Annotated in this window: 9 protein-coding genes and 1 pseudogene; 7 read left to right on the plus strand and 3 right to left on the minus strand. The window is 57.1% G+C overall.

Going from position 1 to position 14,608, the window contains the following annotated elements; genetic code table 11:
- The first annotated feature begins 125 nt into the window (after positions 1-125).
- Positions 126-1,559, plus strand: coding sequence for a C10 family peptidase (locus tag NF347_RS09450; protein ID WP_107035638.1), 1,434 nt, complete (start codon positions 126-128; stop codon positions 1,557-1,559).
- Between the two features lie 27 nt (positions 1,560-1,586).
- On the plus strand, positions 1,587-2,189 hold the full coding sequence (locus NF347_RS09455; RefSeq protein WP_107035639.1) for a hypothetical protein: 603 nt from the start codon (positions 1,587-1,589) through the stop codon (positions 2,187-2,189).
- A 110-nt stretch (positions 2,190-2,299) separates the two neighbouring features.
- Here the strand turns inward: NF347_RS09455 and NF347_RS09460 are convergent, their stop codons facing one another.
- A complete protein-coding gene (locus tag NF347_RS09460; RefSeq protein WP_107035679.1) occupies positions 2,300-4,771 on the minus strand; it encodes a S9 family peptidase in 2,472 nt (823 codons plus the stop codon).
- 129 nt (positions 4,772-4,900) lie between these two features.
- On the opposite strand from NF347_RS09460, the gene NF347_RS09465 reads away from it, so the two are divergent.
- From NF347_RS09465 to NF347_RS09475, 3 genes and pseudogenes are all read left to right on the plus strand, one after another.
- Positions 4,901-7,999 carry a glycoside hydrolase family 2 TIM barrel-domain containing protein gene (locus NF347_RS09465; protein WP_107035640.1) on the plus strand — a complete coding sequence of 1,033 codons (3,099 nt, stop codon included), beginning with the start codon at positions 4,901-4,903 and terminating at the stop codon, positions 7,997-7,999.
- Positions 8,000-8,116: 117 nt separating this feature from the next.
- A pseudogene (locus NF347_RS09470) lies at positions 8,117-8,473 on the plus strand (alpha-galactosidase); the annotation flags it as partial.
- Between the two features lie 149 nt (positions 8,474-8,622).
- Positions 8,623-11,160, plus strand: a complete 2,538-nt coding sequence (locus NF347_RS09475; protein ID WP_107681582.1) for a glycosyl hydrolase family 95 catalytic domain-containing protein — start codon at positions 8,623-8,625, stop codon at positions 11,158-11,160.
- Between the two features lie 20 nt (positions 11,161-11,180).
- Here the strand turns inward: NF347_RS09475 and NF347_RS09480 are convergent, their stop codons facing one another.
- Positions 11,181-11,927: a nucleotidyltransferase family protein gene (locus NF347_RS09480; protein ID WP_107035643.1), complete on the minus strand. Its 747-nt coding sequence runs from the start codon at positions 11,925-11,927 to the stop codon at positions 11,181-11,183.
- 16 nt (positions 11,928-11,943) lie between these two features.
- Positions 11,944-13,389, minus strand: a complete 1,446-nt coding sequence (locus tag NF347_RS09485; protein WP_107035644.1) for a RapZ C-terminal domain-containing protein — start codon at positions 13,387-13,389, stop codon at positions 11,944-11,946.
- 139 nt (positions 13,390-13,528) lie between these two features.
- Here NF347_RS09485 and NF347_RS09490 point away from each other — a divergent pair, with 139 nt between their 5' ends.
- Together NF347_RS09490 and tatC are read left to right on the plus strand one after the other, a co-directional pair.
- Entirely contained in the window at positions 13,529-13,735 is a 207-nt protein-coding gene (locus NF347_RS09490) for a Sec-independent protein translocase subunit TatA/TatB (protein WP_107035645.1), read from the plus strand.
- On the plus strand, positions 13,732-14,568 hold the full coding sequence (tatC, locus tag NF347_RS09495; RefSeq protein WP_107035646.1) for a twin-arginine translocase subunit TatC: 837 nt from the start codon (positions 13,732-13,734) through the stop codon (positions 14,566-14,568). Before NF347_RS09490 ends, tatC begins: the two co-directional genes overlap by 4 nt.
- The last annotated feature ends 40 nt before the right edge of the window (positions 14,569-14,608 follow it).

Below are 14,608 nucleotides of genomic sequence, written 5' to 3' on the forward strand. Positions count from 1 at the left end.
GCAACCACTTTTTTGTGTAAAAAACACGACACCACACTTCTTTAACTTCTTTTCGCTTTGTTTTTCTGATTTTATATTAATACATTTGCAAACGTCCGTTAACAATCAAGAAAAACCAACCGATCATGAAAACCAATATCCTCGTGGCCTTATCCACCGCCACCCTGCTGTTTTCTTGCAATGACAGCATCTCCGAGCCGCCCCCTACCGTAGAAGAACCGTCTCGTACACCAATCACCACGATCGTCCCTGACACGTCATCCATAGTCACGGAAGCCAAGGCTATGCAGATTGCCCTGACCCAACTCGCTCCGCAGGGTTCTCGAGCTGCCGAAACAGAGATCAAATCCGTCGAAAGTCTGACCGACAGTCTAGGAATCGCACAGATGTATATCGTCAACTTTGCCAATAACCGGGGCTTTGTCATAGTGTCAGCATCAAAGGACTATCTCCCGGTTATCGCAGAAAGCGACCACGGCAATTTCGACATCAACAACATCTCGCCCGACCATCCGGTAAACATCTGGATCGCAGAGCAGAAATTCAAGATCAGCCATGCCGATTCATTCGACCCCGAGGTGAAAGCATCGATTGCATCGCTATGGACCTCCCTTGACACGGATAAGAAAGAGCTCATATCGGATTCGAGAAGCGGAGCGCCCGACAAGCCGCAGGTCTATTACGACAGCCTTGCCCGATGGTCAATGGATTCCAATCTCACGGTATATCTCTACGAAGATTATATGAGAACTTCGGAATATGCCAACCTATCGCCAATGATCAAGAGCGAAATCCAGTCGCAGCTGCTGCAATGGGGAAACGCAAACTACGGATCCATAGAAAGCTCCACCATCGTTCTGCGCAGAGAAATAAGCCAGTATACTCGGACACAATTACTAACGACAAAATGGCATCAGGATATTCCTTTCAACATGTATGTACCAAACGCATGGCCTTTGGGCTGTTCAACAATAGCTGTCGGCCAAATCATGTATTTTCACAAGTATCCGTCATCCTTCAACTGGAATGAGATTCAGGATAACGGCTTTTGTGATGCTACCGAAAGATTCCTGTATCATTTAGGCGACAACATGGGAGCAGTCTTTTCCCCTAATGGAACTCCCTGCGACAACCTCGATGCAAAGGCATATCTTGAAAGGAATGGATATAAAGTGACATATCAGAATTACGACACGGAAGGCGTCCTCAAGGAAGTGTCAAAAAGATTTCCTGTATTTATTTGCGGACAAGACTACACTGCGAATAAAGCACACGCCTGGGTATGTGACGGATATGAGCGTGGACAGAACGGATATGAAATCCGTGTCATGACGATTGACTATCGTCCGGAAGCCTCTATCATTCCAGATCTTATGATCGAAGCATACAAGAAATACACTCAAACATCATACACACCTTTACGTTTCCACTACAACTGGGGAGCTAAGGGGTTATATGACGCATATTTCGACGATACCAATATAAAGATAAATTTAGACAATGGAGAAAGCCGTAACTATAAAGACCACCGAGTCACATTGTACATCCGGCCTCTATAAACGATTTCAAATCCATAAGAACGCGCAATGAAAAGAATCATAACTTTAACTGTAATTGTCGTCTGCACCCTCTGCCAAATTAAGGCTATCGACTTCGGCGACGACCGTGGCATTACGGCCTCTGCATTTTTCGGCTGCAGCCATTATCATAAAAAGATCACTTACGGTGGATATTGGGAAAGTGACGATTACCATCCTGTAATCACACCCCGGATAGGATATCGTTTCAATTCCGCCTGGGAAGCTGGCCTGCTGTATCGCTATGAAGGGCAAAACGATGAGAACGAGCATTATTCCGGCATAGGCGTATATGGCGAATGGAGCTTTTTGAGGTTTCCACGAGGATTCCGTTTAATCGCGGAAGCTCATATACTATACAACTTTTTTGAAGGGGATAAAGATAACGGTTGGCACGGCTCAAGCAATATGACAGAAGCAGGAGTGACGCCGTGCTTCGCATACCGTATTCCAAAGAGTCCTGTAGATATTAAACTGCGTTATCTCTTTCTTGGCTTCAACGATTCGCACCGTTTTTACAAAGGAGAAGCGCCGGGATGCCTCGGCCGAGGCGACTGGATTATCGACGCATCGCTCCGCCGCCTAGAAATAGGCGCATCGCTCACATTCTGATCTCCGACCGGCCGCACCCACCCGCTCCCATCTGCCCATCATAACACAAGGCCCTGCGTCACTGACCTATTCATGGACGCAGGGCCTTTGTTATGCTTTATGCCGGTGGATCACTCGCCGGGGACTGCCGGATAGAGTGTGTCCCACCATTCCGGATCGTCCTGAAGCCAGCGGGCAAACCATGCGAAGATAGTATCCTGCCAGCGGCGGCGCTTGTCGTAGTCGAGTATGTGATGATCCTGATCCTTGACTGCCACGAAAGCCGTAGGACGGCCAAGAAGTTTGAGCGCCGTAAACATCTGTATGCTCTCTCCGACAGGCACATTCACATCCTTGTCGCCGTGGAGGAAAAGCAGCGGAGTGTGGATCTTGTCGGCTCTGAAAAGAGGGCTTTGGTCGACATACAGATCCTTGCGCGTCCACGGATACGAACCTCCCATCGACACCTCGCTGTAGGAGTAGCCCCAGTAGCCTTCACCCCAGTAGCTCGTGTGGTCGCTGATGCCCGCGTGGGATATCGCCGCGGCGAAAATGTCGGTGACGGTCTGCAGATACTGCGTCATGAAGCCGCCGTAGGAAGCACCGATACAGCCGATTTTCGACGAATCGACCCACGGATGCTCGCCGCAGAACTTCTTCGTGCCCTCGATAATATCCTCGGCCACACCCTGACCGGCGGTATTCACATGGCGCGACGAAAACTCCTGACCGAAGCCGGCCGCTCCGCTCGGATTGAGCACATAGACCACGTAGCCGAGCTGAGTGTAGGCATTATGGGGATAACGGCTCTCGAAATCGCGTCCCGTAGGCGAGCAACCGCCGTAATAGTTGACGATCATCGGGTATTTGCGCGACGGATCGAACGACGGGGGCAGATAGTAGCGGCCATGAATGCTGTCGCCGCGCGAGTTCACGAAACTCCAGGGGTGGAATTCGCCAAGCTCCACGTCGGCAAGCCGCTCGGCCATAGGCTCGTCGAGCAGCGAGGCCGCATCCTTGCGGAGATCCAGACGGTAAAGACGGTCGGGATTCTGCGCCCCATGCCCCGTAAACGCAGCCATAGCACCCTTTGCCGGAACAGAGAATGATCCGATCATCTCCTCAGGAAGCGCTATCATCGCTATCCGTCCCGACTTCGGATCCATGCGGTAGAGGCTCTTCATGTCGCGGTTTTCGGCGGTGAAATACACCTTGCCGTCGGCACGGCTCCACTCCACGCTCTCCACGCTCGGGTCAAAATCGCGTGTCATTGCCCGGAAACTGCGGTCGCCACGCGAATATACATAGAGCTGATTGTCTACCATAGAAGGCACACGCCCCTGCGGCACACAGTTGCCTATGCCGCCGAGTGCCTCCGGCGAACCGGTGATCGCCACCTGCGAGGCGTCGGGCGAGAATATGGCCGTGCCGATAAATCCGTCGTCGGCCACTATGGTGTCAAGGCTCATGTCGTCGAGATTCAGTATGGCTATGGTCGACACCGTGGTAGGACGCTTCTCCAGCCGGCTGCGCGACAGGCGCACGAGCAGTTCGCGCGAATCGCCGCTTATGTCGAGAAGCTGGGCGGCGGTATGTCCGAAAGTCAGCGGACGCATTATTCCTGTGGCGAGATCGTAGGCCGCAAGCTGATGGCGTGTGCGCCAGCCGGGCTGACGGTCCTCAGGCTCCGAGATGCGATACACGTCGGGATTCTCCTTATGCCCCTCTTCGGCCACGTAAAAGATCAGTGTGCGCTCGTCGGGAGCGATCGTGAAATAACCCTGAGGCAGACCGGTGGCCAGTATGCTCTCCTCGCCCGATGCGGCGTCGACGGCACGCAGTTCGCGCCCAGTCGTTCCCTCGGCCGTATAGTAATATCGGTCGGTGACCGGCATCCACGCCACGTCGGCGCGCTCGCGCCGGCCGCGCACGAAACCCTTCGGACCGGAGAGCAGCGAATAACGCTCCACCGTACCGTCGGGACGCGCCTCCTCATATCTGGACAGAAGATACTGCCCCGACGGAGCCACACTGACCGACCTCACACGACGGCCGCTCAGCACATCCTCCAAAGTGTACATGCGCTTGCCGTCGTTTCTGACGCTGAAGCGCTCGGGTGTGGCCGTGACATAGCCCACTTTAGGCACTCCGGCCGTATCGCCCGGCACACGCAGCCATGCAAGCTCCACCCGATGGGTGGCGGGCGACAGCTGCAGCTCCTCGCCGGCGGCTGTTTTGCGGCCGTCCACGGTGAGCAGATAGCGGTCGGCGCCCTCCACGGTCAGACGCACCTTGCCGAACGACCGGTTTTCGAGCCGGAAAGAGAGCGCCCCCACCTCGGCTTTCGACGCATCTCTTGCCGGAGCGTCCACGACCGGAGCCATAGCATCGAGCCGCGGCATGCTCCTGAGGAGCGATCCCGCATCAAAACTCTTGGCGCTGACATCGGTCGAATCGACCATAACCGGCATAGCCACCGCCGTCGGGACATAATACACCGGTGTCTCCACTGCGACTGTGTCGGGGACGGCAGCAGCGGCGGCAACAGCCGACGACCCCACAGCGACGGCCAACGCCGCCGCGATAAATATCGGTTTTTCCATTATCATGACTGGTTTACATTTCAATCCTCAAAGTTACATAAAAAAGAGCAAGCAGCCGCATAAATGGACTGCCGGCTCATAAATTTTCACTACCTTTGTGAAAACAACTAATCTACCTGATAAATCCACATGAAAAAAGCAGTATTACTCGGGCTGGCTTTCGCCGCGACACTCGGAGCCGGAGCGCAGACCTTCACCGAATGGCACGACCAGAAGGTCAACGAAGTGAACCGCGCACCGATGCACAGCGCCTACTTCGCCTACGAGAGCAAGAAAGCCGCAGAGGCGGGAGTCAAGGAAAACTCATCCAACTTCATGACCCTCAACGGGCCGTGGAAATTCAACTGGGTAAAGGACTACACGTCGCGCCCCACCGACTTCTTCACCAAAAACTTCAACGACAAGGGATGGGACACCCTCGAAGTTCCGGCCATATGGGAACTTAACGGCTACGGTGATCCGCTGTATATCAACCCCGGATACCCGTGGAACTACCAGTTTGAGAGCGATCCACCGAAGGTGCCCACAGAAAACAACCACGTAGGATCATACCGCCGCACATTCGTCATACCCGCCGACTGGAAAGGCAAAGACATCATAGCACATTTCGGAGCCGTTTCGTCCAACATGTATCTTTGGGTCAACGGCCGATATGTCGGCTACGGAGAGGACTCGAAGCTTGAACAGGAATTCGACCTCACCCCCTATCTCGTGCCCGGCAAAGAGAATCTCATCGCCTTTCAGGTGATGAGATGGAGCGACGGCACATATTTCGAGGACCAGGACTTCATGCGCTACAGCGGAGTCGGACGCGACTGCTATCTCTATGCCCGCGACAAAAACCGAGTGGAAGACATCCGCGTGGTGCCCGACCTCGTCAACGACTATCGCGACGGACGCCTGACTGTCGACATCAAGCTCAAGGGCAACGGCACCACCGACCTGCGGCTCTACGATCCGCAGGGCAAGGAAGTGACGCATACCACCGTCAAAGGCAGCGGCAAAGCCGTGATGGAAGTGGCTGCGCCCGAAAAATGGACAGCCGAAACACCAAGCCTCTACCGGCTTGAAGCCACTCTGGCCGGCGGACACGAAACCATACCCGTGGCTGTAGGCTTCCGCAAGATCGAGCTCAAAGGCGATCAGGTGCTCGTCAACGGCAAGCCTGTGCTCTTCAAGGGCGCCGACCGTCACGAACTCGATCCCGACGGCGGATACTACGTGAGCCGCGAGCGCATGCTTCAGGACATCAAGATCATGAAGGAACTCAACCTCAACGCCGTGCGCACATGCCACTACCCCGACGCTAACGAATGGTATGACCTCTGCGACCGCTACGGCATCTACGTGGTGGCCGAGGCCAACATCGAGAGCCACGGCATGGGCTACGGCGAAAAATCACTCGCCAAATTCCCCGAGTTCGAAAAACCCCACATTGAGCGCAACGAGCGCAACGTGGCACGCAACTACAACCACCCCAGCATCATCTTCTGGAGCCTCGGCAACGAGGCCGGCGACGGAGTGAACTTCGTCACCGCCTACAAAGCCGTCAAGGCCATGGACCAGAGCCGCCCGGTGCAGTACGAGCGTGCCGGATATTCCGACCACACCGACATCTACTGCCCCATGTATGTCAGCCCCAAAGGCATGGAGGACTACGGCAAACGCACCGACCGCACCAAACCGATGATACAGTGTGAGTATGCCCACGCGATGGGCAACTCCGAAGGCGGCTTCAAGGAATACTGGGACGTGATCCGCAAATACCCCAACCTGCAGGGCGGTTTCATCTGGGACTTCGTCGACCAGTCTCCCAGATGGAAAGGCAAGTCGGGCAAAGAGATATTCGCCTATGCCGGCGACTTCAACGAATATGACCCGCGCCACGACTACAACTTCTGCAATAACGGCCTTGTCAACCCCGACCGCCGCCTCAATCCCCACGCACACGAGGCAAAACGCGTCATGCAGAACGTATGGCTCACGCCGGTGGAAGGCACCGAAGGACAGTTTGATCTCTATAACGAATACTTCTTCAGCGACCTCGGCAACCGTGTGCTCGAATGGACGCTGCTCCACGACGGTCAGCCCGTGAGATCAGGCGTGATCGACAACCTCAAGGCCGCTCCGCAGCAGCACGCCCGCATCACTATCCCCTACGGAAAGGTGACTGATCAGGGCGAATGGCTTCTCAACACAGCGGTCAAGACCAAGGACAGTGAAGGCATCATCGACGCAGGCACAGTGCTCGACCGCCAGCAGACCGTCATCAGACCCTACGAGGCTCCCGAGCTGACCATAGCCAACCGCACACTGGCCAACACACCTGTCACACAGCCTACGATCAAGGACAATCTCCGCACAGTGATCGTGGTCGAGGCGCCCGGAGTGCGCATCGATTTCAACCGGCAGACCGGCTTCATGACACGCTACGATGTCGACGGCACGGAAATGATACTCGACGGCTCGTGCCTCAAGCCCAACTTCTGGCGCGCACCGACCGACAATGATTTCGGAGCAAACCTCCAGAACCGCTACCGCGCATGGCTCAACCCCGAAATGAAGCTCAAGAGCCTCACCGCCGACAAGAATTCCGACGGACTCGCCGTCATAAAGGCTCTCTACGACATGCCCTCAGTACAGTCCACTCTCGAGATGACCTATACAGTCAACAACGAGGGAGCAGTGCTTGTCAACGAACACCTGACTGCCACACCCGGCGCCAAGGTCAGCGACCTCTTCCGGTTCGGAATGCAGATGCAGATGCCGGAGAATTTCGACCACATCGTCTATTACGGCCGCGGACCGATAGAGAACTATATCGACCGCACACAGGCCGCCGACCTCGGAGTGTATGACCAGACCGTCGACGAACAGTTCTACCCCTACATCCGTCCGCAGGAGACAGGCACCAAGACCGACATCCGCTACTGGAAGCAGGTCAACCATGCCGGACGCGGACTCGAATTCCAGGCAGCGGAACCCTTCTCGGCATCGGCTCTCCATTACACCGTTGAATCACTCGACGAAGGCACCCACAAAGTCAACCGCCACTCCGAAGAGGTGGAGAAGTCACCGCTGACCAATCTGCTTATCGACAAGCGACAGATGGGACTCGGATGCATCGACTCATGGGGAGCGATGCCCTACGACAACTACCTCATGAAGTATGGCGACTATGACTTCACTTTCAAGATGACACCCGTAAGCCACGTCGTCAAGCGCTGATCAGCGCCGACAGCCACGGCAACCATACCGGGTCCCGCAGCCACACTCAACCTGTCGACTGCGGGGCTTTTTTCAAACATTACAGACAACATCATCACCCACACTGCCCCACACATCATGCGAAATCCACTGATACTTGCAGCATCCATGACAGCCGCGGCAGCCACAGCCTCCACCCCGGTAATGGGATGGAGCTCATTCAGAGTCGACATTTCCGACTCGCTTATCATACGGCAAGCCGAAGCCCTCGTTTCGACCGGACTCAGTGATGCCGGATACGACCATATCAACGTCGACGACGGCTTCTTCGGCCACCGCGCAGCCGACGGACGCATGCAGCCCCACCCCACCCGATTTCCGGGCGGCATGAAACGCGTGGCCGAGCGCATCCACTCGCTCGAACTCAACGCCGGACTCTACTCCTACGCCGAAGCCGTCACCTGCGGGTCGATCTGGGACAACGACACCATAGGCCGCAAGAATATCCATAGCCCTCTCCGATCTCGAACTGCAGGGACCTGCCGGAGTGCGCGATCTTGTCGCGCGACAGCGAGGCATCATCACATAGCCATATCACCTGCAGGACCCCACCTGAAACCATCTTTTCACCTCCCCGAAAGGCCATGACATACAAAAACGACCGGATAATACGCCACACGCTGCTCATAGCGGCTCTCGCATCGGCGACAGTGACCGTTCAGGCCCGGCAACGGATCGCCGACCGAGTATGGTCAGATCTTCCCGCATTCACACAAGTGATCGAAAACCAGAACGAACGCCGGCTGACCTCCGACCGATGGGACGGCCTGTGGGAGGGCGACACTCCCCCGCGCCTGCCGCGGGTCGCCGCACCCTCGGCCACGGTCAAACGATGGTGGCAGGGAGAGGACTCCGACTATCTCAATGAAGAGACAGCCGCCGCCACTGCCGGACAATACAGCAACCCGCTGCGCATCTGGGAACAGGAGTCATATCTGGCCGGAAACGGGCGCATAGGAGCCTCGGTGCTCCACGGAAGCGGACGTGACCGCTACGCCCTCAACGAAGTGTCGTTCTGGTCGGGCGGACGCAATGGTGGCACCATCAACTCCAACGGCGACAAAAGCTTCCGCGGCGAGAACAATCCTTATGTCGGCGACGACGGATTCGGAGGCGCGCAGCCGGTAGGCGATCTCATCGTGGATTTCGACACTCCGGCCGCCCGCGGATCGTTTCTGCGGCAGATAATCCTCGACGAAGGCCTTGTCACCTCGGCGGCACGACGCCGGGGCACACTGATCGAAAGCACCACGTTCTGCAGCCACCCCGACCAGGTGATGGTGATACATTACCGCGCCGACCGGCCTCAGGGGCTCAGTGCCCGGCTGCTGTTTGTCACGCAGCGCGACGAAGACACCGTCAGCGCCTGTCAGGCCACGCGTCGCCTGACACTCCAAAGCCGGCTAAGCAACGGCATGGAATGCATGGCCGTGGCCGACATCAGGGTTCACGGAGGCACGCTGACTCCGGGCGAGGGCTTTTTCACTGTTGACAATGCCGATTCGCTGACCATCGTGACCGCGATTGAAACCAACTACGTCATGGATCACGCCCGCCGCTTCAGAGGCGAGTCGCCCGAAATCAAAGCCGAAGCCCGGCTCCGGGCTGTCGACGACACTGGCTACAACCGGCTACTGCTTCGCCATCAGGCCGACTACCGGCAGCTCTACGGACGGCAGGAGCTGACACTCAACACCGACGACACCGACACCATACCCACACCACGACGGCTCGCAGCATACCGTACCTCCGGACACGACCCTGCCACCGACAATCTGATATACAACTTCGGACGCTACCTCACCATCACCTCCTCAAGGCCGGGAAGCCTCCCCGGCGGCCTGCAGGGGCTTTGGAACGCGCGTATCACCGCGCCATGGGGCAACGACTACCACAGCAACATCAATTTCCAGATGCTCTACTGGTTTGCCGAGGCGGCCAATCTTCCCGAATGTCATCGGGCTATGCTCGACTACCTCAGAGCCATGCGCGAACCAAACCGCATTGCCACCCGCGAATATCTGGAAGCGATCGGACGCAAAGCCGAGGATGCAGCCGACGGATGGATCGTCTACACCTCCCACAATCCGTTCGGAGGCCATGGATGGCAGGTCAACCTGCCCGGATCGGCATGGTACGCGCTACACTTCTGGGAACACTTCGCCTTCACCTCCGACACCACCTACCTGCGCGAAGAGGCCTATCCGGTCATGAAAGAACTATGCCACTACTGGGAACGCAATCTCAAGCAGCTCGGGCGCGGAGGCCAAGGCTTCGAGAGCGAGTACCGGCCTGTCGACACCTCGGCCTATCCCGAACTTCACGACATCGCCGAAGGCACTCTCGTGGTGCCTAACGGATGGTCGCCTGAAATAGGCCCGCGCGGAGAGGACGGAGTGGCACACGATCAGCAGATTGTGTCGCAACTGTTTGCCAACACCGTCAAGGCGGCCGGAATACTCCGCACCGACAGTCTCTGGGCTGCCGGACTAAGCGAAAAACTTGGCCGGATGGCTCCGCCGCGCATCGGAGCGAAAGGCAACCTGATGGAGTGGATGATCGACCGCGAACCGGTGACCGACCACCGCCACACCTCACACCTGTTCGCCGTATTCCCCGGCAACGCCATCAATTCCGAATCCACGCCACTGCTCGCACAGGCCGCACGCCGTTCGCTCGAAATGCGACTGACATCGGGCGACAGCCGGCGAGCCTTTGCATGGGCATGGCGAGCCTGCCTGTGGGCACGCTTCGGCGAAGGCGGCAAAGCGCACGAAATGATCGAAGGGCTTGTCAGACACAATATGCTCGACAACCTGCTCACCACCCAGAATCTGCCGTTGCAGATCGACGGAAACTTCGGCATAGCCACGGCCATGCACGAAATGCTGCTTCAGTCCCATTCGGGAGTCATACAGCTGCTGCCGGCTCCCGCTCCGGGATGGACAAGCGGAAGCATCCGTGGAGCCAAAGCCCGAGGCAATCTTGAAGTCGACATATCGTGGAATGAAGGTCAGGTCACCCGATGGGCCGTCTACTCCACCGCCCCGACTGATGAAACCGTCACCGTCAAGGTCAACGGCCTATACGCGCAGACCACACCCCGGACAAGAGCCGATTAGATCATAAAACCCGCTACACGCTACAGCAGACCCGCCCCTACAGCGGTCCGCGCTGCGGCAAGCGATGTCTGGCGGCCTATGTCATACCACCGGTAGATACCTGCGGGCCGGAATCCGCGTATCACCGACCGGCCGCATACCGCCACGTAGAAATCCGTTATGGAAAACGCCCGGCCATGAACCAAGGCATACTCCTCAAGCAACGGCTCCACCGAGCGGCTCACGACGTGTACGCCACCGAATGCGAGCGGCTCAAGTCCTGAAGTGTCAAGCCCCGACGGCCTCACTTCCGAAAAATCGGCTCTCGCCCATCCGCGCATCCTCATCGATCCATCGAAAAGCAGACGCCGCGACGACTCGCGGAGATCCACAAGCAGCGTGGCGTCAGCACCTGAAGCCCTGTGTGCCCCGATCTGCCCGCCAAGCGGACTGTCGGTGAGAATATCGGCGTTGTGGAGCAATATAGGCTCATCGTTGTCAAACAGCGGCATAGCCTTAAGCAGACCGCCACCGGTATCGAGCAGACAGTCGCGTTCGTCGCTGACAAGTACATCCACACCAAAATCGGTCCGCCGCAGATAGTCGGCCACCATATCCGGAAAATGATGCACATTGACCACTATGCGGTCAGCACCCGCAGCCACCACACGACTAATCACACGTCCGAGCATTGGCTCTCCGCCTACCTCGACGAGTGCCTTCGGACACGAATCGGTGAGCGGACGCAGACGCGTGCCAAGTCCGGCAGCAAATATCAGAGCATTCATAAGTAACTCTTAAAAATCACACGCAAACACTTTTTTGCGATTCATTAAAACAGCAGTCTATGGCCTGTTCGCGATGTATCAGTCTGATCACAATCATCGGATAAGCTTCCTTCAGATGCCGCGCCATCAGTTCGGCGAAATAGACCGAACGATGCTGCCCGCCCGTACACCCGAACCACACGCTGAGCGACGTGAATCCACGTTCCACGTATCGCCCTACCGAAGCATCCACAAGCGCCTCGGCATGACCGATGAACGCCGACGCCTCCGGCTCCCTCTCCAGAAACTCAACAACCTCGCGGTCGCGGCCGGTCAAAGATTTGAAGCGGTCGTAGCGCCCGGGATTATGCACCGCGCGGCAATCAAACACAAAGCCGCCGCCATTGCCCGACGGATCGGCCGGAAGCCCGCGCTTATATGAGAAACTGCCCACCGTCACCGTCAATGGCTCGCCGTTAGATCCACCTGAGCCTGACGCCGCATCGGGAAGCGACGAAATGATGCGCGACAACTCCGGAAACCGCCCCGTCACCTCCTGAGGCAGACTCCGCAACTGCTCTATCGCCGACGGAATACTGTCGGCAAACATCTGCTTGCGCTCCACAAGTCCGCGCAGCCCGTACGTGCCGAGAGTCTGCAGCGTGCGCAACAGCCTGAAAAGAGGGAGCCTCGCCCTGAAGGCCGACGTCCCGGCGTCATCAAATCCGCGCGCCTCACAATACACCTTCAGAAGCACCTCGCGCACAGCCTCCGGATAGCGTGCACGGCTCTGCCACAGGAAAGCCACGACATCGTAGGCCGCCGGTCCGCGGTAGCCCCCCTGAAAGTCGATATACACCCTGCCGAGCGACGGACTCACCATGATGTTGCGCGACTGGAAATCGCGATACATGAATCCGTCACCGGGCGCTACTGCCGTCTGCGCGGCAAGCGCCCGCAGATCCCGCTCCAGAGCCGCCTCGTCAAAACCGGTGCCGGTAACTTTCAGAAAACAGTATTTGAAGTGGTTGAGATCCCACATGACCACATCCTCGGAGAACTCCGCCACCGGCACCGTCACCGAATAGTCGATGCTTCCGTCGGGAGCCGAATGTATGACTGCAAGATCGCGCATGACAGAACGCAACACCTCCATAGCCTCATCGTCATAGACACCGCTATGGCGGCACCGTCCGAGATAATCGTAAAGCGACGTTCCCTCGGCCCAGGTCTGCAGATAGGCCATCGAATCGTCGCTGACGGCCACCACTTCGGGCACACTGACACCTATCTTCGACAGCGCGCCGGCCAGAGAGATGAACGCACGGTTTTCGGCCGCATCACAACCGAGTGTGCCGGCCAGACAACCGCCCGCTCCCGACAGACGGAAATAACGGCGATTGGATCCGGCTCCCGGAAGCTGACTGACCTCCGTCGGCTCCGAGCCGAACGCCGCCGCATAAAGTTGCTTCAGTTTTTCCATACTCCGCAAAGTTAAGGATTTTTGTCATAACCCCGCTACGCAGTGTCGGCCATAATGACTAACTTTGCGGCAAACAGCTGTTTTATCATCTGCTACTGATGATTTTGACGATATCGACTGATTTTAGAGAATTACATATATGATTCCTGCATTCTTCAACATAGGCACCGGCGAAGTGATAGTGCTGGTGTTTTTAGTGCTCCTGCTCTTCGGAGGCAAAAAGATCCCCGAACTGATGCGCGGCATAGGCAAAGGCGTGCGCAATTTCCGTCAGGGCATGAACGACATATCCGGCGAGATCAACTCCGCCGCCGACAAAGACTCCACCGCCGACAGCGATAAATGACCGACGATACCGACCAAGTCGCGTCCACCGGCGGATTCTGGGATCACGTCGAAGCGCTTCGCGGAGTGTTGCTGCGGTGCGCTGTCACCGTCGTGGTGATGGCAGCGGTGCTGTTTGCCGTCATGCCGTGGATTTTCGACAACATCATTCTCGCTCCCTGCCGCGAAGACTTCCCGCTCTACCGCTGGCTCGGCGCCCTGTCGGCCCGATGGGGCGGAGATGATCTGAACGGCTTCAAGGTGGAACTGATCAACATCAGGCTTGCCTCGCAGTTTTTCATCCACATGTCCACATCGCTGTGGCTCGCCGTGGCTCTTGCCTTCCCGATCGTTATACACCAGCTATGGGGTTTCATATCCCCGGGACTATACGACAACGAGAAACGTGGAGCGCGGAGAGCGTTTCTGGCCGGCAACGCGATGTTTTATCTCGGAGTCGCCACAGGCTATTTCCTGGTATTCCCGCTTACGCTGCGCTTTCTGGCCCAGTACAAAGTGAGCGAGATGGTGCCCAATCAGATATCGCTCGACTCGTATATGGACAACTTCCTAGTGCTCATCCTTGTGATGGGTATCATATTCGAGCTGCCGCTCGTATGCTGGATGCTCGGACGCATGGGACTGCTGACCCGCGATTTTTTCACTACCTACCGCCGCCACGCCATAGTGGCGCTGATGGCCCTCGCCGCCGTAGTCACCCCCACGGGCGATCCGTTCACGCTCATGGTGGTGTTTCTGCCGGTCTACCTGCTCTGGGAGAGCGGCGCCATGCTCGTGGCTCCGCGAGCGCCGTCAAACGACAGACTGACCGCCGACGGGCTGCCGCAGAGCTGAAATTTGCCGCTATCGTGGAAATTGTGTATTTTTGCACTCA

This window comes from Paramuribaculum intestinale (assembly GCF_030759015.1).
Classification (GTDB): Bacteria; Bacteroidota; Bacteroidia; order Bacteroidales; family Muribaculaceae; genus Paramuribaculum; species Paramuribaculum intestinale.

What these genes read in the sequence shown, in the direction of transcription:
- NF347_RS09490 (WP_107035645.1), top strand. Translation starts at nt 13,529, where the DNA reads ATGATTCCTGCATTCTTCAACATAGGCACCGGCGAAGTGATAGTGCTG.
- NF347_RS09450 (WP_107035638.1), top strand. Translation starts at nt 126, where the DNA reads ATGAAAACCAATATCCTCGTGGCCTTATCCACCGCCACCCTGCTGTTT.
- NF347_RS09465 (WP_107035640.1), top strand. Translation starts at nt 4,901, where the DNA reads ATGAAAAAAGCAGTATTACTCGGGCTGGCTTTCGCCGCGACACTCGGA.
- NF347_RS09480 (WP_107035643.1), bottom strand. Translation starts at nt 11,927, where the DNA reads ATGAATGCTCTGATATTTGCTGCCGGACTTGGCACGCGTCTGCGTCCG.
- NF347_RS09455 (WP_107035639.1), top strand. Translation starts at nt 1,587, where the DNA reads ATGAAAAGAATCATAACTTTAACTGTAATTGTCGTCTGCACCCTCTGC.
- NF347_RS09460 (WP_107035679.1), bottom strand. Translation starts at nt 4,771, where the DNA reads ATGGAAAAACCGATATTTATCGCGGCGGCGTTGGCCGTCGCTGTGGGG.
- tatC (WP_107035646.1), top strand. Translation starts at nt 13,732, where the DNA reads ATGACCGACGATACCGACCAAGTCGCGTCCACCGGCGGATTCTGGGAT.
- NF347_RS09485 (WP_107035644.1), bottom strand. Translation starts at nt 13,389, where the DNA reads ATGGAAAAACTGAAGCAACTTTATGCGGCGGCGTTCGGCTCGGAGCCG.
- NF347_RS09475 (WP_107681582.1), top strand. Translation starts at nt 8,623, where the DNA reads ATGACATACAAAAACGACCGGATAATACGCCACACGCTGCTCATAGCG.